22 protein-coding genes are annotated in these 23389 nt (G+C 67.7%); 1 reads left to right on the top strand and 21 read right to left on the bottom strand.

Translation table 11 applies throughout. From position 1 onward, the window contains the following. Positions 1 to 101: 101 nt before the first annotated feature. The 21 genes from ACWPKK_RS21300 to deoC all read right to left on the bottom strand — a co-directional run bounded on the left by ACWPKK_RS21300 (position 102) and on the right by deoC (position 22348). Positions 102 to 1805 (bottom strand): methyl-accepting chemotaxis protein, encoded by a 1704-nt coding sequence (locus ACWPKK_RS21300; protein ID WP_452008032.1) that lies wholly within the window; start codon positions 1803 to 1805, stop codon positions 102 to 104. A 206-nt stretch (positions 1806 to 2011) separates the two neighbouring features. Then, positions 2012 to 2425 (bottom strand): hypothetical protein, encoded by a 414-nt coding sequence (locus tag ACWPKK_RS21295; RefSeq protein ID WP_452008029.1) that lies wholly within the window; start codon positions 2423 to 2425, stop codon positions 2012 to 2014. Positions 2426 to 2539: 114 nt separating this feature from the next. After that, positions 2540 to 3280: a TetR/AcrR family transcriptional regulator gene (locus ACWPKK_RS21290; RefSeq protein ID WP_452008026.1), complete on the bottom strand. Its 741-nt coding sequence runs from the start codon at positions 3278 to 3280 to the stop codon at positions 2540 to 2542. A 79-nt stretch (positions 3281 to 3359) separates the two neighbouring features. Continuing rightward, entirely contained in the window at positions 3360 to 3974 is a 615-nt protein-coding gene (locus tag ACWPKK_RS21285; RefSeq protein ID WP_452008023.1) for an isochorismatase family protein, read from the bottom strand. After that, positions 3971 to 5017, bottom strand: coding sequence for a 2,5-dihydroxypyridine 5,6-dioxygenase (locus ACWPKK_RS21280; RefSeq protein ID WP_452008020.1), 1047 nt, complete (start codon positions 5015 to 5017; stop codon positions 3971 to 3973). The genes ACWPKK_RS21285 and ACWPKK_RS21280 overlap by 4 nt, the downstream gene beginning before the upstream one ends. Positions 5018 to 5043: 26 nt before the next feature. Further along, positions 5044 to 5850 carry an alpha/beta fold hydrolase gene (locus ACWPKK_RS21275; RefSeq protein WP_452008017.1) on the bottom strand — a complete coding sequence of 269 codons (807 nt, stop codon included), beginning with the start codon at positions 5848 to 5850 and terminating at the stop codon, positions 5044 to 5046. Between the two features lie 11 nt (positions 5851 to 5861). Further along, positions 5862 to 6617 carry a maleate cis-trans isomerase family protein gene (locus ACWPKK_RS21270; protein ID WP_452008014.1) on the bottom strand — a complete coding sequence of 252 codons (756 nt, stop codon included), beginning with the start codon at positions 6615 to 6617 and terminating at the stop codon, positions 5862 to 5864. Positions 6618 to 6628: 11 nt separating this feature from the next. After that, a complete protein-coding gene (locus ACWPKK_RS21265) occupies positions 6629 to 7849 on the bottom strand; it encodes an FAD-dependent monooxygenase (protein ID WP_452008012.1) in 1221 nt (406 codons plus the stop codon). A 224-nt stretch (positions 7850 to 8073) separates the two neighbouring features. Further along, complete coding sequence (locus ACWPKK_RS21260) at positions 8074 to 8832, bottom strand: ABC transporter ATP-binding protein (protein ID WP_452008009.1); 759 nt, start codon at positions 8830 to 8832, stop codon at positions 8074 to 8076. Continuing rightward, positions 8829 to 9617, bottom strand: a complete 789-nt coding sequence (locus ACWPKK_RS21255) for an ABC transporter ATP-binding protein (protein ID WP_452008007.1) — start codon at positions 9615 to 9617, stop codon at positions 8829 to 8831. Before ACWPKK_RS21255 ends, ACWPKK_RS21260 begins: the two co-directional genes overlap by 4 nt. Continuing rightward, positions 9614 to 10573 carry a branched-chain amino acid ABC transporter permease gene (locus tag ACWPKK_RS21250; protein ID WP_452008004.1) on the bottom strand — a complete coding sequence of 320 codons (960 nt, stop codon included), beginning with the start codon at positions 10571 to 10573 and terminating at the stop codon, positions 9614 to 9616. Before ACWPKK_RS21250 ends, ACWPKK_RS21255 begins: the two co-directional genes overlap by 4 nt. Before the next feature lies 1 nt (position 10574). After that, the gene (locus tag ACWPKK_RS21245) at positions 10575 to 11447 is read right to left on the bottom strand and encodes a branched-chain amino acid ABC transporter permease (RefSeq protein WP_452008001.1); all 873 of its coding nucleotides are present in this window, start codon (positions 11445 to 11447) and stop codon (positions 10575 to 10577) included. A gap of 54 nt (positions 11448 to 11501) precedes the next feature. Beyond that, positions 11502 to 12638 (bottom strand): ABC transporter substrate-binding protein, encoded by a 1137-nt coding sequence (locus tag ACWPKK_RS21240; protein ID WP_452007999.1) that lies wholly within the window; start codon positions 12636 to 12638, stop codon positions 11502 to 11504. 439 nt (positions 12639 to 13077) lie between these two features. Further along, positions 13078 to 14718 (bottom strand): FGGY-family carbohydrate kinase, encoded by a 1641-nt coding sequence (locus tag ACWPKK_RS21235; RefSeq protein WP_452007996.1) that lies wholly within the window; start codon positions 14716 to 14718, stop codon positions 13078 to 13080. An 83-nt stretch (positions 14719 to 14801) separates the two neighbouring features. Next, complete coding sequence (rbsK, locus tag ACWPKK_RS21230; protein WP_452007993.1) at positions 14802 to 15725, bottom strand: ribokinase; 924 nt, start codon at positions 15723 to 15725, stop codon at positions 14802 to 14804. A 30-nt stretch (positions 15726 to 15755) separates the two neighbouring features. Further along, positions 15756 to 16841, bottom strand: a complete 1086-nt coding sequence (locus ACWPKK_RS21225) for an aldose 1-epimerase family protein (protein WP_452007991.1) — start codon at positions 16839 to 16841, stop codon at positions 15756 to 15758. Positions 16842 to 16865: 24 nt separating this feature from the next. Continuing rightward, positions 16866 to 17858 (bottom strand): ABC transporter permease, encoded by a 993-nt coding sequence (locus ACWPKK_RS21220; RefSeq protein ID WP_310115659.1) that lies wholly within the window; start codon positions 17856 to 17858, stop codon positions 16866 to 16868. Between the two features lie 11 nt (positions 17859 to 17869). Beyond that, positions 17870 to 18847 (bottom strand): ABC transporter permease, encoded by a 978-nt coding sequence (locus ACWPKK_RS21215; protein WP_324870078.1) that lies wholly within the window; start codon positions 18845 to 18847, stop codon positions 17870 to 17872. 11 nt (positions 18848 to 18858) lie between these two features. Then, a complete protein-coding gene (locus ACWPKK_RS21210) occupies positions 18859 to 20361 on the bottom strand; it encodes a sugar ABC transporter ATP-binding protein (protein WP_452007987.1) in 1503 nt (500 codons plus the stop codon). An 85-nt stretch (positions 20362 to 20446) separates the two neighbouring features. After that, positions 20447 to 21493, bottom strand: coding sequence for a substrate-binding domain-containing protein (locus ACWPKK_RS21205; protein ID WP_452007984.1), 1047 nt, complete (start codon positions 21491 to 21493; stop codon positions 20447 to 20449). 183 nt (positions 21494 to 21676) lie between these two features. Further along, positions 21677 to 22348: a deoxyribose-phosphate aldolase gene (deoC, locus tag ACWPKK_RS21200; RefSeq protein WP_452007982.1), complete on the bottom strand. Its 672-nt coding sequence runs from the start codon at positions 22346 to 22348 to the stop codon at positions 21677 to 21679. A gap of 265 nt (positions 22349 to 22613) precedes the next feature. On the opposite strand from deoC, the gene ACWPKK_RS21195 reads away from it, so the two are divergent. Further along, complete coding sequence (locus ACWPKK_RS21195) at positions 22614 to 23381, top strand: DeoR/GlpR family DNA-binding transcription regulator (protein WP_452007980.1); 768 nt, start codon at positions 22614 to 22616, stop codon at positions 23379 to 23381. Positions 23382 to 23389 lie beyond the last annotated feature (8 nt).

Raw genomic sequence — 23389 nt, 5'->3', positions numbered from 1 at the left:
TGCGCATCCACGCGGCGGGCGGATGGAACAATGAAACAGGTCCGGAAAACCGTTCCACAGCGTTTCAAACGTTCCATCCGGGGCCAGTCCTGATCCCCGCGTCAGGCCGCGCGGACCTCGCCGATGAAGGCCTGGATCCGCTCGCGCAGGCGGTCGGAATCGCGGGACAGGCTGTCGGCGGCGCCCAGAACTTCCCCGGCCGCCTGACCGACCTGCCCGGCGGAGCTGCTGACCGCGGCGATGTTGCCGGTCACCAGCTGGGTTCCCTGTGCGGCCTGCTGGATGTTGCGGCCGATCTCCTGGGTGGCGGCGGTCTGCTGTTCCACCGCGGCGGCAATGGCGCCTGCGATGGAATCGACGTCGTTGATGGTGCGGCCGATGGTCTGGATCGCCGTTACCGTGCCGTCGGTCACCGTCTGGATTTCGGCGATCTGGCTGCCGATCTCCTCGGTCGCCTGGGCGGTCTGGGTGGCGAGCGCCTTCACCTCCTGCGCCACGACGGCGAAGCCCTTGCCGGCCTCTCCGGCGCGCGCCGCCTCGATGGTGGCGTTCAGCGCCAGAAGGTTGGTCTGGCTGGCGATGTTCTGGATCAGGCTGACCACGTCGCCGATCTTCTGGGCCGCATGCACCAGCCGGGCGACCAGCGCGTTGGTCCGCTCGCCTTCCTCGACCGCGTTGCGGGCGATGGCGGCGGCGGCGTTGACCTGCCGGCCGATCTCGCCGATGGAGCTGCCCAGCTGTTCCGACGCCGCGGCGACGGTGGCGACGTTGGCGGAGGATTGCGCAGTGGTGGCGGCGACGGTCGAGGCCTGCTCCGTCGTGTGGGAGGCGATGGCGGTCATGGTCTCGGCATTGCCGCGCAGGTGGCGGGCGGCCGACGCCACCGCCTGCACCACGTCCTGCACGTCGGCGTCGAAGCGGTCGGCCAGCGCCCGCATGGCGGCCTGCCGGTCACGCTCGGCCTGCAGCTTCTGCGCCTCGCGCTCCTCCTGCAGGCTGCGCATGGCAAGGCCGTTGCTCTTGAACACCTGCAGCGCGCGGGCGAGCAGCCCGACCTCGTCCCGGCGCGCCGCGCCCTGGATTTCGACCGCGAGGTTGCCGTCGGCGATGGCCGTCATGTCGGCGACCAGCCGGTGCAGCGGCCGGACGACGAAGGCCACGATGATGGAGCCGAACAGGCCGAAGGCGACCAGAAGACCGACGCCGGCGACCGCATACAGGCGGGTCATGACGCTGGAGGACAGGGCCAATGCCCGCTCCTCGGCGCGCTTGGTCTCTTCCAGGCTGTGGTCCACCCGCTCCGACAGCGCCATGGTCAGCTTCTGCCGGACCGGGCGGCCGACGTCGATCGACACGCGGATCGCGCTGTCGGTGTCGTAGGCCCGCGCCAGATCGACCGCCTTCTGCGACACCCGCTCATACTCGCCGACGATGGACTTGATCCCGGCGATCGCCTCGCGGTCGGCCGGGGCGTCATAGGCGGCGGCGAGGCGGTCGATGGCGGCGGTCGCCTTGCCGATGTTGTCCTTGTAGGTCGCGAAGGCGGCGTCGATGCGCTCGCGCGTGCCGGCGACCAGCGCGTTGGACTCCGCGTCCATCGCGTCGCTCATGGCCGACTGGATCGCCAGCGCCGCCGACAGCCGTCCGGCCACCACATCGGTCACACGGCTGGTGGAAGCGGTCAGGTCGATCAGCGCCGACCGGGCGGTCCAGACCACGCTTCCCATGACGGCAAGCAGCAGGACCGCCGGGATCAGCAGCTTATGGACCAGTTTCCGGTCGGAAAACCAGCGGTGCAGGGCCATGGCGTATCTCTTTCCGAAGATATGAAGTGGGCCGAGTGGGGGCTTTCTGCCCAAGGCAACCGGCGGCAGCGGGAGCAGGAAATCCCCGGCCCGAATAATTGCTATACGATTGCTTTGACTGGAATATGATAGACAATAGTTTGTGTCCGAACAAACAGTTTTTCTTGCCGACCGTGTGGCCCGCACCGGCGGATTGTGTCCGGGGACTACTCCAGCGACGCCATGGTGGTTGCGTTCGGGCAGATGCGGCCATGGTCCTCGCGGGTGCCCCCGGCCAGCAGCCGGCTGCAGGCGCGGGCCTTGCGGCAATGCATGCACACCCGCGCGAGGTCGTTCATGACGTCACCTTGCTCGGCCTCCAGCGTGGCGCCGTCCAGGCCATGCAGGGCGAGCGCGGCCGGCAGCAGGCTTTGCACATGGCCGCCGCGGGCAAGGGCCGGCAGGTCACCCTCGGTCAGCCCGGCGTCCTGCAGCACCGCCTTGCGGTCGAGCGGCTCCAGCGCCGCCAGCGCCTGCATCTGGCGCCCGTTGCGCCAGCGCGCCAGCAGCGACGCGCACCAGCCGCCGCGGGCGATGGTGCGGGCGGGAGCGGCGGCGGATGTGTGAAAGGAGATCGGCATGATCGGCACCCTCTAATTGATCGACCGATTAATAAGGTCGCAACAGGGGGTGGAGATGCCTTGATGCAGATCAGTTTTGCGCGTGACGGGGCGGGCGAGGGGGCCGGAGCCCCCTCAGGGTGCCGGTGCCAGCATGCCGGCGGTGACGAAGCTGGTGATCGCCTTCAGGATCTCCTCCGGATCGTCCAGGTTGACGATGCCGGGCGCCATCTCCTCCAGCCGGTGGGTGTCGGAGAAGGCGTAGAGATAGGCGCCGATCATCAGCGTCATCCGCCAGTACACGTCCTTTTCCGACAGATGCGGCAGGGCGTCGCGCAGCGTCTCGGTGAACAGGCGGGTCGAGGTTTCGTAAGCCTCGTTGCGCAGCTTGTAGGAGATCTCCGGCGGTTCGGTGTGCAGCCGGGCCTGCAGCCGCATGAAGGTGCGGCCGGCCGCGGTGGAGCGCATCGACAGGGCCGGCATCAGGAAGGCGCGGACGATGTCCGCCACCGCCGGGGGCTTGCCGCTGCGGCGCAGCTCCTCCAGCCGCTGCATGCGGTCATCCGCGATCTGCCGGCCGCGGCGCAGGAAGACCTCTTCGAACAGGCCGTATTTGGAGCCGAAGTAATAGTTGATCAGCGCCTGCGTCACCTGGGCGGTCTCGGCGACGTTGCGCAGGCTGGTGCCGGCATAGCCGAGGTTGGCGAACTCGATCTCCGCCGCGTCGAGGATCTCGTCGCGCACGTTGCTGACGCCTTCCGGACGGCCGGGGCCGGCCCGGCGGCGTTGCGCCGGGCGTCCCCTTTTGCCTGCCGATTCCGTCGGCGCCGCCTCCGGTTCCGGGGCCGCCTTGGACTGTGAACTCGCTGATTTCATGGCTTCCGCGGAGGAATCGTCCCTGTCGCGGACACGTATATCATCCTTGGGCAAGGGCGCATCCACTCCTTTCACCCCGTCACAGCGACAGCACACGCTCTGCGGGTACGACGTCGCCGTATTTCTGGGCGATGTCGAACAGGTTGGCCTCGTGCGGGGCAATGGCCCGGTCGCCGACGCAGTCGGACAGCACCACCGGCCGGAAGCCGTGGCACATGGCGTCCACCACGCTGGCCCGCACGCATCCCGACGTGGTGCAGCCGGCGACCAGCAGCGTCTCCACCCCCATCCGCGTCAGCCAGGGGGCGAGGCCGGTGCCGAAGAAGGCGGACGGGTTGGTCTTGCGCACCACCAGCTCGCCCGCGGCCGGCGTCAGCTTCGGGACGATGGCGCTGGCGGGTGCGTTCTCCGTCAGCGTCAGCATGCCCGGCACCTTGATCGAGAAGACCGTGGCGTCCGCTCCGTCGTCGGCATAGACGATGCGGCTGTGGGCGACCGGCCAGCCGCGTTTGCGCGCCTCCTCCAGCACCGTCACCGTGCGGGCGATGGCGGCGGGGATGTTGCCGCCGCCGAACACCGCCGGGTCGGCGAAGCCGTTGACGAAATCGACGATCAGCAGGCCGATCCGCCCCTGGATGCCCAGCGATTGGCCGAAGCCCTGGCGCTCGTAGACCGCTTGTGTCGGCTCGCTCATGCCACGGACTCCCGTTCCAGAAGACGGCCCTCACGGACCACCTCGCGGCCGTCGAGCGCCACGGTGCAGTTGCGCATGGGGATGTCGATGTGGCAGGCGGTGGTGCGCGACCCGCCGCCCTCGTTGTTCGGTCCCATGGAGAACAGGAAGTTGCCGGCGAAGGCGCGTGCGTCCATGCCGATGGTGCCCTCCCGGTCGTACAGGCCCAGCGTCGACCAGCGCGCCCGCTTCTGCAGGCCCCAGCCGACATGGGAGACGGCGTAGGCCTCCGGATCGTCGAAGACCTCCATGTAGTCGTTCAGCAGATCGGCATCCATCCCGCCGGTGATCGAGGTGACATAGCCCTTCTCCACCGTCATCTCGATGCGTTCGGTGACGTAGGACTTCATCGGCAGCAGGATGTCGCCGCGCTCCAGCACGACGCGGCCCTCCGCCTTGCCCTCGTTGGGGAAGGTCAGGCCGAAGCCGCTCGGCCAATGGTCCCAGCGCCCGGGCTCGTCGACGAAGCCGTATTCCTGGATCGCCGGGAACTCGCCCAGCGGCAGCCGCAGGTCGGTGCCGGCGGCCGAGGTGACGGTCATCTCCCGAGCGCCCGACAGCAGGGCGGCGGCCTCGCCCACACGGGCCTTGTCCTCCAGGCTGGGCAGCAGGCGGACCAGCACCTCCGGCGGCTCGACGGCCAGCAGGATGCGGGTGCCGCTCTCCAGGATTTCCGCCTGCTCGGGCGAGAACAGCAGCGTCATCAGGTCGAGAACGATGTCGCTTTCCTTCAGCGCCGCGATGGCGGCGCGGTTCCCGGTCAGCGGCGTGGTGCCGAGATAGGCCAGGCTGTCGCGGCTGTGCGCGAACTCGGCGTTCATCGGCGGCAGGTCGAGCCGGTTCACCACCGCCCCCATCATCCCGGCGGCGATCCGCGCCGTCTGCAGGGTCTGCGGGTGGGTGTTGGCGCTGGTCAGCAGGGTGACCGTGTTGCCGGGCTTCAGGTTGGACAGGGTGAGAACATGGGTCCAGGCGCGGACCATGTCGGCATCGCTGACGGACATCGCGGGGGTCCTTTCGTGTGTGTGGGTCAGACCGGCTTGCCTAGGAAATCGCCGAACGCGCGGTAGAAGCCGTCCTCGTCGTCCCAGGGGATCATGTGGCCTGCGTTCTGCGCGCGGACGACGTCGATGGCCGGGTTGAGGTCGCGGATCGCCGCCTCCTCGTCCGGCAGGATCACGTCGCCGCGGCCGGCGGCGATCAGCAGGGTCGGGCAGCGCACGCGCGGCAGGTCGGCGTGGATGTCGTCGGTCCGGAAGCCCTCATAGGCGGCGACGATGGCCCGCTCGTCGCAGGTGTGCAGCCATTCCGCGCGCAGGCGCAGCTGCTCGTCGGTCCAGGTCGGGCAGAAAGGACGCATCGCCTCCAGATCGGCGCCCTGCGCCATCAGGCGGATGGAGTCCACATACCAGGGAAGCTGCGCCGGATAGGGGCGGCGGCCCGGCCCCGACACCGGCGGATCGACCATGACGAGGCAGCCGGGCTCGGCTCCATGACGGCTGACCGCGCGCAAGCCGATGCGGGCGCCCATGGAATGGCCGACCAGCGCATAGTCCGCCAGCCCCAGCTCCGCCGCGAAGGCCGCCACGTCGGCGGCCATAGCGTCCAGCCCGTAATCGAGCGTGTCCGAGGCTTCCGACAGGCCGCGGCCCCGCACGTCCAGCACATAGGTGTCGAAGTTGCGGCCGAAGCGTTCGGCGACGAAGCCCCATGTCGGCGCCGGGCTGGTGATGCCCGGAACGATCACCACCGGGCGCCCGGCGCCGCCATAACGCAGGTAATGCTGGCGGATGCCGTTGGCGCGGATGTTGGCGCCGTATTGAAAGGTGCTGCTCATGCCGTTCTCCCTCAATAGGCGCCGGACAGCAGCGCACCGGCGCCGGGCACCACCGTCTTCAGGTCCAGCGCCTTCAGCATGGCGTAGGTGGTGGCGACGGCGGCGGTCACCACCGGTTTGCCGGTCATCGCCTCGACCTTCGCGATCACCGGCAGCGACGGCATCTGCACGCAGGCCGACAGCACGATGGCGTCGACGCTGCGGGTGTCCATGCCGGCGACGATCTCCGGCAGGCGTTCCGGGTCATGGCGGCCGACTGCGATGTTGTCGGGGATCTCCAGTGCCCGCCAGTCGGCGACCTCCACCCCCTCATGCTCGACGTAGTCGATGACCAGCTTGGTCAGCGGCTTCATGTAGGGAGCGACCAGCGCGATGCGCTTGGCACCGATGACGGGGAGCGCATCGACCAGGGCGCCGGCGCTGGTGATGACCGGGGCAGGCGCTCCGTTCTCCACCGTGCGGCCCTGCAGCCGCTCCTGCGAGACGCGGTGATAGCCGCGGCCCATGCTCATGATCGCGACGAGGCAGGCATAGCCCAGCACGTCGACGCGGGCGTCGGTGAGTTCCAGCGCGCAACGGTCGGATTCGCCGTCCATCGCCGCCAGTTCCTCCTTCGCGACCGTCTTCATGCGCATGCGGCTGGAATGGAAGGTGAAGCGGGTGCCGTGCGCCAGCGCGTGGGCGGTCAGCATCGCCGGAATCTCCGTCTCCATCGTGGTGTTGGAGCTGGGGACGATCTGGCCGATGCGATAGGTGCGGATGGTCATTGCGGACGTCCTCAGGCGGCGAGTTCGGAGGCGGCAGCGACGCCGGGGCGGAACTTGCGGGCGTCGTATTCGTAGACCCAGTTGGCCTGGATGCCGGTGGCCTGCGGGTTTATCAGGCCGCGCAGCCAATAGACGAAGTCGCGCTTGGCCTGGGCGAAGGGGGAGGGCAGGTGGTAGGTCCGCCCGCGTTCCCGCGCCTCCAGCTGGACCCGGCTGGTGCGGGGCAGCCGCTCGCGCTCATAGTCGCGCAGGGCGGCGGGCACGTCGCGGCCATGGCCGTCCAGCGAAGCCGCCAGCACATAGGCGTCCTCAATCGCCATGGCGGCACCCTGCGACAGGAAGGGCAGCATCGGGTGGGCGGCATCGCCCATTAGCGTCACCCGCCCCTTCGACCAGCTCGTCATCGGATCGCGGTCGAACAGGCCCCATTTGTAGACGGTGTCCACCCGCTGGAAGAGCGTCTCCACATTGCGGTGCCAGCCCTGGAAGGCGCTCAGCAATTCGCTGCGGCTGCTGGGCGCGTTCCAGCTTTCCTCGACCCATTCGCTGGTTTCGGCGACCGCGACGATGTTCACCGCCTTGCCGCCGCGAACATAGTAGGTGACGACGTGGCTCTTCGGGCCGAACCAGAAGGACGCCTCCGGCGCCACGAAATCCACCGGGCCGCCGACCGGCACCACCGCGCGGTAGCACATGTGTCCGGTGAAGCGCGGCGCCTCCGGCCCGAACAGGGCGGTGCGCACGGCGGAGCGCACGCCGTCGGCGCCGACGATCAGGTCGGCCTCGAACTCGCTGCCGTCGTCGAAGGTGGCGACTGCGCCGTTCGGCTCCTGCCGGACACCGGTGCAGCCGACGCCGAAGGTCGCGATGGACTCCGGTACCACCGAGGCGAGGATGGCATGCAGGTCGGCGCGGTGGATGTGGATGAAGGGCGCGTCGTACAGCGTCGGGCAGTCGGTCAGCGGCGTGCGGAAATTCTCCCGCGCCGTGCGCCAATTGCGCCCGACCAGCGCCTGCGGCAGGAATCCCGCCTCCAGCATCTTGTCCAGCAGCCCCAGCGTCTTGATGACCTTGACGGCGTTCGGCGTCATCTGGATGCCGGCACCGATCTCGCCAAATCCCCCGGCGCGCTCGAAAAGACGCACCTCGAAGCCCCGTTGCAGCAGGCAGCCGGCCAGCGCCACGCCGCCGATGCCGCCGCCGACGATTCCAATCCGCGGTTTGCTTCTCACTCTATCCCTCCTTCAGGGAGATGCCGATAATTAATCGGCCGGCTGTTTAATTAGTGTTTGCGCTTGGCGCCAGCGGTTTGATGGGGGGCGATCTGGTGGCGGGCTTGCCCCCTCCCTAACCCTCCCCCGCTCTCGCGGGAGAGGGAACTCCGCCGTTTCGACACCTGACTCCCTCTCCCGCAAAGCGGGGGAGGGTCGGGGAGGGGGCAACCCACGCTCGCCGCTCAGCCGCCGAGATAAGCCTTCAGCAACTCCGGGTCGCCGCGCAGCTCCGCGGCCGGGCGGGCGGCGGCGATGCGGCCGGTCTTCACCACATAGGCGCGGCTGGCGACGGCCAGTGCGTTGTGGATGTTCTGTTCGACCAGCAGAACCGTGACGCCATGGGCGTTGATGGCGCGCACCACGTCGAACACCTCCTCGGCCATGCGTGGGCTGAGGCCCAGGCTGGGCTCGTCCAGCATCAGCAGGCGGGGTTCCGACATCAGCGCGCGGGCAATGGCCAGCATCTGCTGTTCGCCGCCGCTGAGCGTGCCCGCCATTTGCCGCGCCCGTTCGCGCAGGCGCGGGAAGCGGTGGAAGGCCATGCCCATGCGGGTGCGCACCTCGTCCTTCGAGCGGCAGAGATAGGCGCCGAGCGCGATGTTCTCCTCCACCGTCATGCCGGGCCAGACGTGGCGTTCCTCGGGGCAATGGGCGATGCCGGCGGCGACGATCTCCTCCGCCGGGCGGTTGGCGATCGATTTGCCGTTCCAGGCGATGCTTCCCGACCGCGCCTTCAGCAGGCCGGAGATGGCGCGCAGCGTCGTGCTCTTGCCGGCACCGTTGGCGCCGATCAGCGCCACCGTCTCCCCGGCATGGACGTCGAGCGAGATGCCGTGCAGCGCCGCGGTGCTGCCGTAGGAGACATGCAGGTCCCGCACCCGCAGCACCGGTTCCGCTGCGCCCGCGGCCGCGTCCGGGGCGTCCATGGTGATCGTGCTCATGCCGCCGCCTTGCCGAGATAGGCCTCGGCGACCTTGGGGTTGTCCAGGATCGCGCGCGGTTCGCCTTCGGCCAGCATCTGGCCGAAGTTCAGCACGACGATGCGGTCGCACACCCCCATGACCAGCTCCATGTTGTGTTCGACGATCAGCAGCGACTGCACCGCCTTGCCGACCAGCGTCTTCAGCGTCTCGCCGAACTGCATGGCCTCGTGGCTGTTCAGGCCGGCGGCCGGCTCGTCCAGCATCAGCAGGGTCGGCTTGGCCGCCAACGCCACGGCGACCTCCAGCAGGCGAAGCTCGCCGCAGGACAGCAGATGCGCCGGGGCGTTCATGCGGCGGGACAGGCCCATGGTCTCGACGATGGCGGCGGCGCTCTCCCGCGCCTCCCGTTCGGCGCGGCGGACCGTCTTGCCGGGGAAGAAGGTGGCGAGCAGCGACTGGCGGCCTTCCATGTAATGGCCGGTCAGCACATTCTCGAACACCGTCAGCCGCTTCATCACATTGGTCTTCTGGAAGCTGCGGATCAGGCCGAGCCGCGCGATGGCGTGCGGCTTGTGGCTGGTGATGTCGGTGCCCCTGAAGAAGACCCGCCCCTCGGTCGGCGTGTAGAAGCCGGTCAGCATGTTGAAGCAGGTGGTCTTGCCGGCGCCGTTCGGGCCGATCAGCCCGACGATCTCGCCGGGACCGACCGCGAACCCCACCTGTTTCACCGCGGTGATGCCGCCGAAGCGCATCGTAAGGTTTTCGGCCCGCAGAAGCGGCTCGCTGTTGCGGAGGGCGGTCATACGGTGCGCTCCTCGATGGCGGGGGAGAGGGACGGGGTGTCGCCGCGCTGTTCGCGGCGGCGGGCGATGAAGCCCATCAGGCCGTTGGGCAGGAACAGCACGATCGCCATCACGATCAGCCCGAACAGCGACAGGCGCAGCTCCTGCAACTCGCGCAGATATTCCTCCAGCAGGGTGACGATGACCGCACCGACCACCGGGCCCAGCAGCGTGCCCTTGCCGCCCATCAGCACCATGATGATGATCGTCGCCATGAAGGCGAAGCGGAACACCTCCGGCCCGACGAAGGAGATGTAGAAGGCATAGAAACCGCCGGCCAACCCGGCCAGGAAGGCGCCCAGAACGAAGGCCTGCATGGCGGTGCCGAAGGGGTTCACGCCGATCGACTGCGCGACGTAGCGGTTCTCGCGCACCGCCACCGCGGCCCGGCCGGCGTTGGAATAGACGAAGCGGTAGGACAGGTAGAAGGTCAGCGCCGCCAGCCCCAGCACGAAGGCGAGGAAGGCGCTCTTGTCGGCGATGCCGCCCTGGCCGACGCCGGCCAAACCCATCGGACCGTTGGTCACGGCGATCCAGTTGTTGGCGACGATGCGCAGCACCTCGGCGAAGGACAGGGTGACGATGACGAAATAGGGGCCCTGCAGGCGCAGCGTGATGGCGCCGATGGCAAGCCCGAACAGCGCGGCCACCACGCCCGCCGCCGGTATCGCCGCCCACATCGGCCAGCCGGCATTCACCGACAGCAGCGCCGCGGTGTAGGCGCCGGTGCCGAGGAAGGCGGTGTGGCCCAGCGAGAATTCGCCGACATAGCCCACCACCAGGTTAAGGCTGTTGGCGAGGATGGCGTAGAAGATCGCCATGATGGCGAGGTGCAGGATGTACTGGTCGGTGATCGCGAAGGGCAGCAGCGCCGCCAGGACCCCGAGGCCGAGCAGGATGTTGCGTTCGAGCGTCATGTCAGGCCCTCTCCGCCCGGATCGAGAACAGACCCTGCGGCCGCAGCACCAGGATCAGGATGACCAGCAGGAAGCCGATGATGTCGACCATGCCGGTGGCGACATAGCCGCCCCACAGCGCCTCGGCGACGCCCAGCAGCAGGCCGCCGGCGATGGCGCCGGGGAAGCTGCCCATGCCGCCCAGGATCACCACGACGAAGCTCTTCAGGCTGACCAGCCCGCCGACCGACGCCTGCGCCGAATAGATGCTGGCCAGCAGCATGCCCGACAGCGCCGACAGGGTGCAGCCCAGCGCGAAGGTCGCGGCATAGACCTGTTTGGTGCGGATGCCAGCGAGGCTGGCGGCCATCGGGTCCTGGAAGGTGGCGCGCATGGCGCTGCCCAACCGGGTGCGGTGGATGATGGCATGCGCGCCGAAGATCAGGGCGACGCCGATGACCATCGCGAGCAGCCGCATCTTGGTGATGGTGACGGGGCCGAGGAAGATCGGCCCTTCGGTGATGGCGCGGGCGACCTTCAGCGGCGCCGGGCCGATGGCGAGCAGGGTGATGTTGACCAGGAAGATCGACAGCCCGATGGTCAGCAGGATGCCCGGCTCCTCGCCCTGGCCGTGGACGCGCTCGATCAGGAAGCGGTCCACTAGCCAGCCGAAGCTGCCGATCGCCAGCGCCACCAGCACCAGACCTGAGAAGAAATCGAGCCCGAGGTAGGTGGTGACGAACCACCCCACCACGCCGCCCAGCATGTAGAATTCGCCATGGGCGAAGTTGACCACCCGCATCAGACCGAAGATCAGCGTCAGCCCCAGCGCCGACAGCGCATAGAAGACGCCGACCACCAGCCCGTTGGTCAGGAATTGCAGGAACAGATCCATTGCAGTCTCAGCCTCGCTCGTCGCGTGGGGCATGGGGCGTGGGGCCGTGCAGCCTCACTGCGGCGCTTCGACGGGGGAGGAGGCGACGACCTTGGGCGTGCCGCCTTCGATGCGCACCAGCACGGCGTCGAAGCCGTAGGCCTGGCCCTTGGCGGTGAAGCGGTATTCGCCGTTCGGCGCCTTGTAGTCGGTCTTGCCCAGCGCGGTGCGGATGGCCTCGGCGTCGGTGCTGCCGGCCTGCGCGATGGCCAGCGCGGTGATGTTCAGCGCGTTGTAGCCGGCCGCGCCATACTTGCCGGGCTTCACCTTGTACTTGGCCTCATAGGCCTTCACGAAGTCCTGGTTGCGCGGGGTATCGACGCTGGAGACGTAGGGAACGGCGGCATAGATGCCCTCGGCCGCGTCGCCGGTCAGGTTGATGAAGTCGGCGGTCGCCCAGGACCCGACGCCGAACACCTTGCTCTGCACGCCCATTTCCTGAAGCTGCTTGACCAGGATCGAGCCGTCCTGCGTTTCCGCCGCGACGAAGATGCCGTCGGGCTTGGCGGCGCGCAGCTTGGTCAGCAGGGTGAAGAAATCGGTGGAGCCGTGGTCGAAATACTCGGTCAGGGCCGTCTTGACGCCCAGTGCCGACAGGTCTCGGGAGAATTCCTCCACCCCGCCGCGGCCCCAGTCGTCGTTGACGCCGACATAGGCGACCGACTTCAGCTTCAGATCGTTGGCGAGGATCTTGGCGAAGGCCTTGGCCATCAGCGCATCGGTTTCGGCGGCGCGGAAGAACCAGGGATTGTTCTGCTCGGTCAGGGCGGCGCTGGACGACACGCCGGTCACCAGCGGAATCTTGTATTTCGCCGCCACCGGCATGATCGCCGCGGTGGCGGAGCTGCAGAAGGCGCCGACCAGCACGGCCACCTTGTCCTTCTGCACCAGCTTCTCGACCGCGTTGACCGAGTTGGCGGGGGCGCATTGCCCGTCCTCGATCACCAGCTCGACCGGCTTGCCGAGCACGCCGCCCTTGGCGTTGATCTGCTCGACCGCCAGCCTGGCGCCCTCGACCACCGATTTTCCGTTATAGGCGACGGATCCCGTCAGCGGCTCGACGAGGCCGATCTTCACGCTGTCCTGCGCGTTGGCTGAACCCGATGCAGCAACACCGGCCGCAAGCGCGCATCCCAGAACATAGCGGTACATCTCTAACCCTCCTGTCCCTTGGGGAATGTGTGGAATTGGTCGTGATCCCACGCCTGCGCGGATGCCGGGCCAGCCCGAAGGCGCGCGCAGGGGTTGCCCCCGTTCGGGGTGCTTATGCGCCGTATTCCATACGGTTAGACGATTTTATTATTCGCCCAATTAATTCTTATCCCAACGTTAACGAGGGCCGGCGCCCCCTGTCAATCCCGATTCTTGGCCCGGCCGGCGACCGGATCGGAGGATTTCACGCTGCATCGCAAAAGACGGGCCAGAGTGGGCAACCGGCGGAACGCGGCGGTTCCCGCCGCCCGTCGCTAGGATCGTGCGAACAGTCAGCTGTGCCGCAATGCCCAAAATCCGCGCATGGACCTGCATTCCAGGCAGTCCGCCCAAATCCTGGGCGGCTACCGGGTGAAAAGACGGCGGCGCGGGGGAGGGTTCAGCCGGCTGCGGCCATCAGGGCGCGATAAGCCATCTGGTCTTCGTGAAGGCGCAGGAAGATGCTGTATTTGGCGTCGTGGTAGGCGCGCAAAGGCCCTTCGGCCGGCTCGATGCTGCGGCCGGCGCGGGTCATGCCGGCCATGCCGGCTGCGATGTCAGGGAAGGCGCCCGCCGCGACCGCGCCCAGAACGGCGGATCCCAGCAGCACAGCCTCCGGCTCTTCCGGCAGGACCAGGGTGCAGCCGGTGGCGTCGGCATGCGCCTCCAGGAACACCGGATTCTTGGTGCCGCCGCCGCAGGCGAGAATGGTGTCGATGGCATAGCCGGTGTCGTTCATCGCCGCGACGATGTGACGGGTGCCGTAGGCGACGGCCTGTACCGTCGCCAGATAGAGCAGCGCCAAATCCTCCAGCCCGTCGGACAGGCGAAGCCCGCTGACGGCGCCGCGCAGGCTTGCATCCGCGCGAGGCGAGCGGTTGCCATGGAAATCGGGCAGCACATGCAGGTCGCGGGTCAGCATCGCCATCGGCCCCCCGCTGCGTCCGGCCAGCGCGGCCAGTTCGTCGTTCAGCAGTTGGTAGACGGTCGTGCCGCGCCGGCTGGCCTCGGCGGCGAGGTTGGCATGGCGGGGATGGCCCAGCACCACATGGTCGATCAGCGCGCCGGTCGCCGACTGCCCGCCCTCGTTCAGCCAGAGCCCCGGCAGCATGGCGGAGTGGTAGGGACCCCAGACGCCGGGAATGAAGCGCGGGGCGGCCGGGCTCATCACCATGTGGCAGCTCGACGTGCCGCCGATCAGCGCCAGCCGCCGATCATAATCGATGGCGTCACCGGCGGATACAGGGGCGCCGATGACGCCGATCCCGCCGGCATGGGCGTCGATCATGGAGGGGCCGATGGCGATGCCCGGCGTCAGGCCAAGCTCGCGCGCCGCCTCGACGGTCAGGCCGCCGCCGATGGCGCTGCCGACCGCGCCGACATCGGTGCCGATGCGCGCATGCCCCTCATCCACCAGATCGCCCAGCCCGATGGCGCGGAGATAGGAATCGTCCCACCGCCCCTCATGGCCGAGATAGGTCCATTTGCACACCAGCGAGCACAGCGACCGCCGCGTCGCTCCGGTGGCGCGCCAGGTCAGGAAATCCGGCAGGTCGAAGAAATGGGCGGCGCGGCTCCAGCTTTGCGGAAGGTTCTCCTTCAGCCACAGCAGCTTCGGCGTCTGCATTTCCGGCGACAGCCGGCCGCCGACATAGCGCAGAACCTCATGACCGCCGGCATTGATGCGGTCGGTCTGGTCGATGGCGCGGTGGTCCATCCAGACGATGACGTTGCGGGCGTCGTCCCCCTCCGGATCGACCGTCACCGGCCGCCCGGCGGCGTCGAGCACCACCAGCGAACAGGTGGCGTCGAAACCAATGCCGACCACTTCCGGCTTTTCGGCACAAGCCTCCATCGCCTCGCGCACGCAAGCGCAGACCGCGGCCCAGATGTCGTCGGAGGATTGCTCCGCCCATTCCGCTTCCGGCTTCCACATCCGGATCGGGCGCGATGCGGCGGCCAGCCGGTGGCCGGCAAGGTCGAAGATGCCGGCGCGGGCGCTACCGGTCCCCACATCCACCCCGATCACGGCGCGCGTCATGGCATGTCCTCCGTCCGACGCTTGGAGTGCGATCGCTTCAGACGGAATCGTCGGAAGCGTGAATGGCATGGAAAATCAAAAAGCTACAGGCTGGCGCAGAAGGCCTCGAAAGCCTCGCGGCTGGCGTAGGATTTCTGGGTGCCCGGCCGGGTGATGCTGTCGGCGGCATAGCGCACCGCCATGTGCAGCGCCGCGTCCAGGTTGCGGTTCTCCACATAATAGCGCGCGAAGCTGCCGATGAAGGCGTCGCCGGCCCCGGTGGTGTCCACCGGCGTGACCCGCACCGGTTCGATCCGCCGCGTCTGCTCCCCCTTCGTGACCAAGAGCGCGCCGCGCGCGCCCAGCGTGACGATGACGGTGCGGATGCCGCGGTCGATCAGGGAGCGCGCCGCCGTCTCGGCCTCCGTCTCAGAATTCACGGCCAAGCCGGAGATTGTCGCCAGCTCCGTCTGGTTCGGCACCAGGAAGGTGACCTGTTCGATCCGTTCGGGGTCGAGATCGGCGGGTGCCGGGGCCGGATTCAGCAAGGTTTCGATGCCGTGCCGCGCGCCGAATTCGATGGTGTGGTAGATCGTCTCCAGCGGGACTTCCAACTGCATGACGATCAGGTCGCAGCCCTTCAGATCGTCGCCTGCGCGGTCGACGTAGGCCGGCGACAGCAGGGCGTTGGCGCCCTTGATGATCAGGATGCTGTTCTCGCCCGACGGCTCGACGAAGATCGGGGCGACGCCGCTGGAGGTGCCGGGAACCCGCTCGACATAGCGGGTGTCGATCCCCGACGCTTCGAAGTTGCGGATGGTGTTGTCGGCGAAGATGTCGTCGCCGACCTTGGTGACCATCATCACCTGGGCCCCCAGCCGGGCGGCGGCGATGGCCTGGTTGGCGCCCTTGCCGCCACAGCCCATCTCGAAGCGCGGCGCCTCGATGGTCTCGCCGGGGCCGGGCATGCGGGCGGTGTAGGTGATCAGGTCGACCATGTTGCTGCCGACCACGGCGATCTTACCCATCTTCGTGTCTCCTCTCACAGCGCCCTAAAATCACAACGCCCGGATGGCGCATTCCTCTGCTTCGGCTTCGTCGGCGGTCAGGTAGCCCAGGCGGACGGCGAAGCGTCGCGTCTCGCCGCCCGCCAGTTTCTGGACATTGCCCTTCATCGCCTCCGCATTGTAGCCCTCCGGTTCGCAGGTGGAGGGCAGGGCGAAGGCGCAGACCTTCTGGTCGCTGTTGACCAGCACCCAGCGCACCGTCTTGGGGAACTCCCGCGTGCTGTAGGCGATGTGGAAGGCGTCGCCCTCGCGCCGCCGCATCATCACGGCGGTGCCGCCATCCTCGTCGGTGCGCAGGCCACGGATGTAGAAGACCTGCTCCGGGTCGTAGCGCTCGGGCTCGTCCAGCACCTCCATCACCGCGGGATCGCGGGCGAGGTCGGACAGCAGCGCGTCGTAGGCGGGGCTGCGCGGAACATGGGCGGGCACCACAGTGCGCACAGCCGTCGCCTCCGGCGTGAAGGGGGCCGGCTGGACGATGCGCGCACCCTCGGCGAAGGCGAAATTGACGTGGCACATGTACATCAGGTCCATGGCTGCGCCCGACAGGTTCTCCACCTCCATCCCGATGTCGAACAGGGCGGAGCCGGGACGCAGAACCACACGCGGACGGGCGACATAATGGGCGCCGAAGCCCATCACATATTCGCGCCGGCCCGTCACCGCCATGTAGGGGCCTTCGTCATCCTCCCCCACCTCCAGCCCGGCGGCATCCATCGGCGCGCAGGGCATCTCGCCATGCAGAAGGTGGCTGTCCTGCGGACCGGGGCAGCCGTTGCGCAGCAGCCCGGAATGGAAGGCGAAGCAGCCATAGGTGCCGACGATCTCGTTGGCCGGACGCGGCATGTCGAACATGTTCGCCATCGTCAGGTCGACGCCGTCGAACACGGCATCCCACACCATCTGCCCGTAATAGGGCAGCACCACCAGATGGCCGCGGCGGTTGGACAGACGCACCGCCTCGATCCCGCTGTCGTAGCGGAACAGGCTGGCGGTCATGCCGTGCGCCTCGGCGATCGGGCGCTCCGCCTCGCCGAAGAAGCTCTTGCGGAAATGGATCGCGGTCCGGACGCTCATGGAAAGTCCCCCCGAAGAAGCATGCTAGCGGGTGCGGTTCTTGTAGGCGTTGATCACGATGACCAGCAGCAGGAACGCGCCCCAGATGAAGTCGATCAGGTGGTTGGAAAAGCGCAGGATCTGGAAGCCGCTCGACAGCAGCATCAGCGCCACCACGGCGATGGTGATGCCCAGAACCGTGCCGCGCCCGCCGGCCGGGTTGGTGCCGCCCAGCACGGCGATCAGCACCGCCTGCAGCAGATAGGAGTTGCCGTAGTCCGACTTCGCCGCATTCGTTCGCCCCGACAGGATGATCCCGGCGACCGACGCCAGCACGCCGGTCAGCATGTAGCTGTACAGCACCATGCGCTCCCGCTTCAGCCCGGCGAACAGCGCCGCCTTCGGGTTGGTGCCGATCAGCATCAGGTTGATGCCCAGCGCGGTGCGGGTCAGCATGAAGGCGATCAGGGCGGCGATGGCGGCGAACAGCACGAAGGGCGTCGCCAGCCCCAGGATCTTGCCGTTGCCGAGGAAGGCCCAGGCGGTGGGGAAGCCGACGATGGCCGGCCCGCCGGTCAGCACGATGGCAAGTCCGGTGAAGACCTGCCCCGTTCCCAGCGTTGCCAGGATCGGCGTGATGCCCATCCGGGTGATCAGCAGCCCGTTCACCGTCCCCGCCACCAGCCCGGTGCCGAGTGCGATGACCCCGCCGAGCAGGACGGTCAGGATGCCGGTGTCGGCGATGCCGGCTGCCCCCGCCAGCTTGTGGAACAGCACGCCGGCCAGGATGCCCGACAGGTTGGCGACGCCGACCACCGACAGGTCGATGCCGCCGGTCAGCATGGCGATCATCATGGCGATGGAGAGCAGTCCCAGTTCGGGGAAGATGTAGGTGATGGACTCGAAATTGTAGTAGCGCAGGAACTTGTCGGGGCTGAGCGCCGTCATCACGGCGAAGATCAGCACCGTCATCACCAGAAGCTGGACGATGTTGTTGTCGCGGTTGACCAGACTGCGGATGTTCATCTGTGCCTTCATGGTCCGCCTCCTCACGCCATCCGGCGACGGTCGCGCCAGGCCGACAGGGCGGTCGCGACGATGACGATCAGACCCACGGCGACGAGCTGCCAGGTGGTGTCCACTTTCATGATGATCAGGCTGTTCTTGACCATCACCAGCATGAAGACGCCGAGCATGGTGCCGAGGACGCTGCCCCGCCCGCCGAAGATCGATGCCCCGCCCAGCACCACCGCGGCGATGACGTCCAGCTCCAGCCCGACGAAGTCGCGCGGGTTGGCCAGCCAGATCATGCCGCTGTGCAGAAGCCCGGCGAAGCCGGCCAACGCGCCGGCGACGCAGTAGATGAAGAAGATCGTCTTGCGCAGGTCGAAGCCGGCGCGCCGCGCCGCCTCCGGATCGCCGCCCAGCGCATAGGCGCTGCGGCCGATCATGGTGTAGCGCAGCACCAGATGCATGGCGACGGCCAGCCCCAGATAGATCAGCACCATCGCCGTCAAGCCGTAGGTGGTGCCGTCGGCCTTGGTCACGCTGATCACGTCGGTGCGGGCGAAGTCGATCAGCGCGGTCGGCATCTTGTTGATGTTGATCATGCTGGTGCCGACGACGCCCAGCAGGAAACCGCGCACCATGGCGCTGGTGCCCAGCGTCACGATCAGCGGGATCATGCGGAATTTGTAGACGAAGAAGCCGTTCACCGCGCCAAGCAGCAGACCCATGAGCGTGGCCGCCAGCAGAGGCAGCACGACGCCGTTGTATCCCAGCGCCAGCATGCCCTTGATCGTCAGGTACATGGCGGCGACGGCGAAGGCCGGGAAGGACACGTCGATGCCGCCGGAGATCAGAACCAGCAGCACGCCCAAGGCCATGATGCCGATGATGACGTTGCTGCGCATCAGGCTGAACAGGTTGTCGAGCTGCCAGAAGGCAGGGTTGATCGTGCCGATGAGGACCATGGCGAGCAGCAGGATGCCCGCGATGACCGTTTCCGACCGGCGGAGCAGGGCCATCGGTTCCTCCCCTAGGTAAAGGTCTTGAGCCGGTCGCTGACCGTCTCTTCGGTGACGTCGGCGGCGGGCAGATCCTCGATGAAGCGCCCGCGATGCATCAGCACGATGCGGTTGCAGTTCTGCACCAGTTCCAGCACGTCGTCGGAGATCATCAGGACGGCAAGGCCGTGATGCTGCGCCAGCTCCCGGATCTTGGCGTGGATCTCGGCCTTCGATCCGACATCGACGCCGACGGTCGGGCCGTTGAGGATCAGCACGCGGGCGTCGGTCAGCAGCCAGCGGGCCAGAACCACGCGCTGCTGGTTGCCGCCCGACAGCTGCATCACCGGCTTCTCGGCGGTGGGGGTGGCGATCTGCATGGCGCGGACCATGCCCTGCGTCATCTCCTCCGCGCGCTCGCGGTCGATCACCAGCTTGGGCGCCAGCCGGTCGTAGGAGGTGGCGAGCATGTTGCGCTTGATGCTCTGCGGCAGGAACAGCCCTTCGGTCAGCCGGTCCTCCGGCACATAGGCGATGCCGGCGCCGATCGCCTCCTGGGTCGAGCGCAGCCGCACCGGCGCGCCGTCGATCAGGATTTCGCCCTCATAGCGCGGGACCATGCCGAACAGCGCCAGCGCCAGATCGGTGCGGCCGGAGCCCAGCAGGCCGGACAGCCCGACGATCTCGCCCGGCCGGATGGCGAGGCTCAACCCCTCGCATTTGCCGGGCACGGTCAGGCTGCGGATCTCCAGCCGCGGCGGCACCGGAGTGCCGGCGGGCGGGGTCCAGACATAGGGTTCGCTCAGGATGTCGCTGCCGGTCATGTGGCGGGTGATCAGCGCCTCGTCGAAGTCGCCGGTCGGCCCCTCCGCCACCTTGCGGCCGTTGCGGATGACGGTGATGCGCTCGCTGATCTCCAGCATCTCGCGCATCTTGTGGCTGACGAACAGGATGGCGATGCCGCGCGCCTGGATGTCGCGGACGATGCGGAACAGCGTCTCGACCTCCTTGCGGGTCAGGGCCGTGGTCGGCTCGTCCATGATGATCAGGCGGGCATCGGACATCAGCGCGCGGGCAATGGCGACCAGCTGCTTGCCGGCGGTCGGCAGCGACGCGACTTCCGCATCCAAATCCAGTTCCACACCCAGCCGGTCGACCGCCTCGCGGGCGATGGCGCGGGTGCGCCGCCAGTTCATCAGGCGCCGCTTCTCGCCCAGATGGACGTTCATCGCCAGATTCTCGGCGACGGTCAGGTTCCCGAACAGGGAGAAGTCCTGGTAGATGACCTGGACGCCGTGGGCGATGGCGCCGATCGGCGTCATGCCCGGCACCGGCTTGCCGTCGATCAGGATTTCGCCGCCGTCCGGCTGGTAGACGCCGGACATGATCTTGATGACGGTGGATTTGCCCGACCCGTTCTCTCCGGCCAGGCAATGGATCTCGCCGGGCTTGATGACCAGGGACATGGCGTCCAGCGCGACGACGCCGGAAAACACCTTCCGGATGTTCCGGAGTGCGATGAAACCGTCTGACATGTCTTCCGCCCGGCGGTTCGAGGAAAGGATGAAGACGGGGGCGCCGGCAGCCGTCCTCCGGCCATCGGCGCCCGCCTTCAGGTCATCAGAAGTCGTAGGCGTCCATGTTTTCCTTGGTCACGCCGACCCAGCCCTGGCCGTACAGCAGGTTGGCCTTGGCGCCCTGCGGCGTGGTCAGGTTGGTGTAGCCGGGCAGGCCCAGGTTCAGGCCGGCCTTGATCTGGTCCTTCTTCCCATCCAGCGCCATCACCGCCATCATGTTCATGGCATAGCCGGCGACCGCGGGATCCCAGAACTGGATGTACTGGATGTCGCCCTGGGCCAGATACTGGCCGGCGACCGACACCAGGCCGGTGCCGGAGAAGAACAGCTTGTTCTTCAGGCCGCGCTCGGCCACCAGACGCCCGGCGCCGGCCGAGGTCGGCATCGGGCCGCCGATGATGCCCTTCAGGTCCGGATAGGTGGTCAGGACTTCCTTCAGCTTGTTGTAGTCGGTGTTGGCGTCGTCATAGGTCTCCAGACGGTTGGTCACCATCTGCATCTTGGGGAAGTTCTGCTTCTGGTAGGCGATGGCGCCGTCGATCCATTCGTTCTGCGACTTGGAGGTCAGGCTGCCGACGGTGCAGACATACTTGCCCTCGCCGCCCATCGCCTTGCCCAGCACTTCCATCAGCTTGGCGCCATAGGCGAAGTTGTCGAAGGCCTCCAGCACAAAGTCGGCGTTCTGGATGTTCGACGCCTCATGCGCGATCACCACGATGCCGCGGTCGCGCGCCTTCTTCAGCACCGGCTCCACCGCCTCGACCGAGAACGGGACGATGGCGATGGCGTCCACGCCCTGGGCGATCAGGTTTTCGACCAGCTGGACTTGCGCGGCCGCGTCGGCCTGGCTCGGTCCGACCATCCAGGTGTCGTGGCCGGTGTCGCCGGCGAACTGCTTCACGCCGTCGCGCATGCGGTCGAACCAGGCGATGCCGTCGACCTTCACCACGGTGGCGATGGAGTATTTCTTCTTGGTGGCGTCGGACTTCAGCGTCTTGACGGCATCCGGGGTCGGAACCGGATCGGCGGCCATCGCCGGCCCGGCGACCAGCGACGCGGCGACGATGAGCGAAGACAGCAACTTCTTCATGTTGGCGTGACTCCCATGGCAGGCGATGTGCGCCGCAAGGTGGAGGGTGGAAAGCCACACCCCACCGGCGGTGCCGGGGTGTTTGCCACCCCCTTCCGCGTTCCGTTTTTGATGATGCCGTGCCGGCTGGGACGGACGGAACACCCGCCCGACCGGCACGCTGTGCGGCGAGGGCCCGCGGCGTCAGCCGCCGACGATCGCCACGCTGGCGCTGGCGCCGATGCGCGAGGCACCGGCCGCGATCATGCGGCGGGCATCCTCGGTCGTCCGCACGCCGCCCGACGCCTTTACGCCCATCTCCTCGCCGACGGTGCGGCGCATCAGCGCCACATCCTCGACGGTGGCGCCGCCCCCGGCGAAGCCCGTGGAGGTCTTGACGAAATCGGCCCCGGCCTCCTGCGACAGGCGGCAGGCCAGAACCTTCTCGTCGTCGGTGAGCAGGCAGGTCTCGATGATGACCTTCAGCAGGGCGTCGCCGCAGGCGCGCTTGACCGCTGCGATGTCGTCGCGGACTTCCGAAGTCCTGCTGGCCTTCAGCAGGCCGATGGGGATCACCATGTCGACCTCGCGGGCGCCGTGGCGGACCACCCATTCGGCCTCGTCGGCCTTGATGGCCGTGGGATCGGCGCCGAAGGGGAAGCAGATCACGGCGCAGGGCGCCACCGGCGATCCGGCCAGCCGCTCCGTCACCAGCGGGATGAAGACCGGGTTGACGCAGACCGCCTTGAAGGCATGCACGCGCGCCTCGTCGCACAGCCGCTCGACATCGGCGGGCTGGGCGTCCGGGCGCAGGATGGTGTGGTCGATGAACGGAGCCAGACCGGCCGCCTCCGTCGGGACGCTGTGAACGGGCATCTTGGTCCTCCCGGGGAGGCCCTTTTCGCCGGGCCTCTCCTCGATTGTCGCCGGGATGCCAACATCTCGCGTATCGATGTTAACATCCTAACATTTTCTGAAAGGATAGTTTCACGCTGCCGCGCAGTGTGTCAAGATCAATGCATGCGATTGTGAGTTTGGCTACGGCCATGCCGTTCCAGGCATCGCGCCATTGGGATTAACCCGTTTGGATTGTAGGGTGCGGCCGAGCCTTGGCCGGGTGGAAGCGCTACGGGATGCGGATATGTCGATGAGAAGGGCCGATCGCCTTGACCGGTTACAGACCGCGCTGGATGCCGGCGGCTATCTTCGGCTGAAGGACGCCGCCCGGCTGCTGGGCGTCTCCGAGATGACGGTGCGCCGCGACATCGCGTCCTGCGGCGGACGCTTCGCCTATCTCGGCGGCTACATCGCCGGCGGGCTGGAGAGCAGCGGCGGCATGGGCTACATGCTGGACCGGGAGCGCGACGCCCATATCGACATGAAACGGGCGGCCTGCGAGGCGGCGGCGACCCTGCTGAAGCCTGGGGAGACGGTCTTCATCGACTGCGGCACCACCACCACCCACCTCGCCAGCCGCATCCCGGCCGACAGCCAGATCACGGTGGTCTGCTACGCCATGAACATCGCGGAGATCGTTTGCCGCAAGCCGGGCGTGCGGGTGGTCATGCTGGGCGGCCTCTACCACGCCTCCTCGGCGTCCTTCTCCAGTCCTGAGTCGCTGGAGATGCTGCGCGGCATCGGCATCAACACCGCCTTCATCTCGGCCGGCGGCGTGCACGAGTCGCTGGGGATCAGCTGCTCCAACTTCCACGAGGTGGAGATCAAGCAGACCGCCATCGCCAACGCCGTGACCAAGGCGCTGGTGATCGACACCAGCAAGTTCGATCAGGTGAAGCCGGCTTTCTTCGCCAAGCTCGACAGCTTCGACATCCTGTGCTGCGACCGCGGCCTCGACGACGAGCGGGCAGGGCGGCTCGCCACGGCGGGTGTGCGGATCGTGCCGGCCTGAGCCGCCGG

Source organism: Azospirillum largimobile (genome assembly GCF_977007025.2).
This window is presented reverse-complemented; position numbering and strand designations above follow the sequence as displayed.

Excerpts from the sequence above, each read along its gene's own strand:
- ACWPKK_RS21215 (WP_324870078.1), bottom strand. The coding sequence starts at position 18,847 with ATGGCCCTGCTCCGCCGGTCGGAAACGGTCATCGCGGGCATCCTGCTG.
- ACWPKK_RS21205 (WP_452007984.1), bottom strand. The coding sequence starts at position 21,493 with ATGAAGAAGTTGCTGTCTTCGCTCATCGTCGCCGCGTCGCTGGTCGCC.
- rbsK (WP_452007993.1), bottom strand. The coding sequence starts at position 15,725 with ATGGGTAAGATCGCCGTGGTCGGCAGCAACATGGTCGACCTGATCACC.
- ACWPKK_RS21260 (WP_452008009.1), bottom strand. The coding sequence starts at position 8,832 with ATGAGCACGATCACCATGGACGCCCCGGACGCGGCCGCGGGCGCAGCG.
- ACWPKK_RS21290 (WP_452008026.1), bottom strand. The coding sequence starts at position 3,280 with ATGAAATCAGCGAGTTCACAGTCCAAGGCGGCCCCGGAACCGGAGGCG.
- ACWPKK_RS21300 (WP_452008032.1), bottom strand. The coding sequence starts at position 1,805 with ATGGCCCTGCACCGCTGGTTTTCCGACCGGAAACTGGTCCATAAGCTG.
- ACWPKK_RS21240 (WP_452007999.1), bottom strand. The coding sequence starts at position 12,638 with ATGTACCGCTATGTTCTGGGATGCGCGCTTGCGGCCGGTGTTGCTGCA.
- deoC (WP_452007982.1), bottom strand. The coding sequence starts at position 22,348 with ATGCCCGTTCACAGCGTCCCGACGGAGGCGGCCGGTCTGGCTCCGTTC.
- ACWPKK_RS21195 (WP_452007980.1), top strand. The coding sequence starts at position 22,614 with ATGTCGATGAGAAGGGCCGATCGCCTTGACCGGTTACAGACCGCGCTG.
- ACWPKK_RS21250 (WP_452008004.1), bottom strand. The coding sequence starts at position 10,573 with ATGACGCTCGAACGCAACATCCTGCTCGGCCTCGGGGTCCTGGCGGCG.
- ACWPKK_RS21275 (WP_452008017.1), bottom strand. The coding sequence starts at position 5,850 with ATGAGCAGCACCTTTCAATACGGCGCCAACATCCGCGCCAACGGCATC.
- ACWPKK_RS21255 (WP_452008007.1), bottom strand. The coding sequence starts at position 9,617 with ATGACCGCCCTCCGCAACAGCGAGCCGCTTCTGCGGGCCGAAAACCTT.
- ACWPKK_RS21225 (WP_452007991.1), bottom strand. The coding sequence starts at position 16,841 with ATGAGCGTCCGGACCGCGATCCATTTCCGCAAGAGCTTCTTCGGCGAG.
- ACWPKK_RS21295 (WP_452008029.1), bottom strand. The coding sequence starts at position 2,425 with ATGCCGATCTCCTTTCACACATCCGCCGCCGCTCCCGCCCGCACCATC.
- ACWPKK_RS21245 (WP_452008001.1), bottom strand. The coding sequence starts at position 11,447 with ATGGATCTGTTCCTGCAATTCCTGACCAACGGGCTGGTGGTCGGCGTC.
- ACWPKK_RS21270 (WP_452008014.1), bottom strand. The coding sequence starts at position 6,617 with ATGACCATCCGCACCTATCGCATCGGCCAGATCGTCCCCAGCTCCAAC.
- ACWPKK_RS21210 (WP_452007987.1), bottom strand. The coding sequence starts at position 20,361 with ATGTCAGACGGTTTCATCGCACTCCGGAACATCCGGAAGGTGTTTTCC.
- ACWPKK_RS21280 (WP_452008020.1), bottom strand. The coding sequence starts at position 5,017 with ATGTCCGTCAGCGATGCCGACATGGTCCGCGCCTGGACCCATGTTCTC.
- ACWPKK_RS21285 (WP_452008023.1), bottom strand. The coding sequence starts at position 3,974 with ATGAGCGAGCCGACACAAGCGGTCTACGAGCGCCAGGGCTTCGGCCAA.
- ACWPKK_RS21220 (WP_310115659.1), bottom strand. The coding sequence starts at position 17,858 with ATGAAGGCACAGATGAACATCCGCAGTCTGGTCAACCGCGACAACAAC.
- ACWPKK_RS21235 (WP_452007996.1), bottom strand. The coding sequence starts at position 14,718 with ATGACGCGCGCCGTGATCGGGGTGGATGTGGGGACCGGTAGCGCCCGC.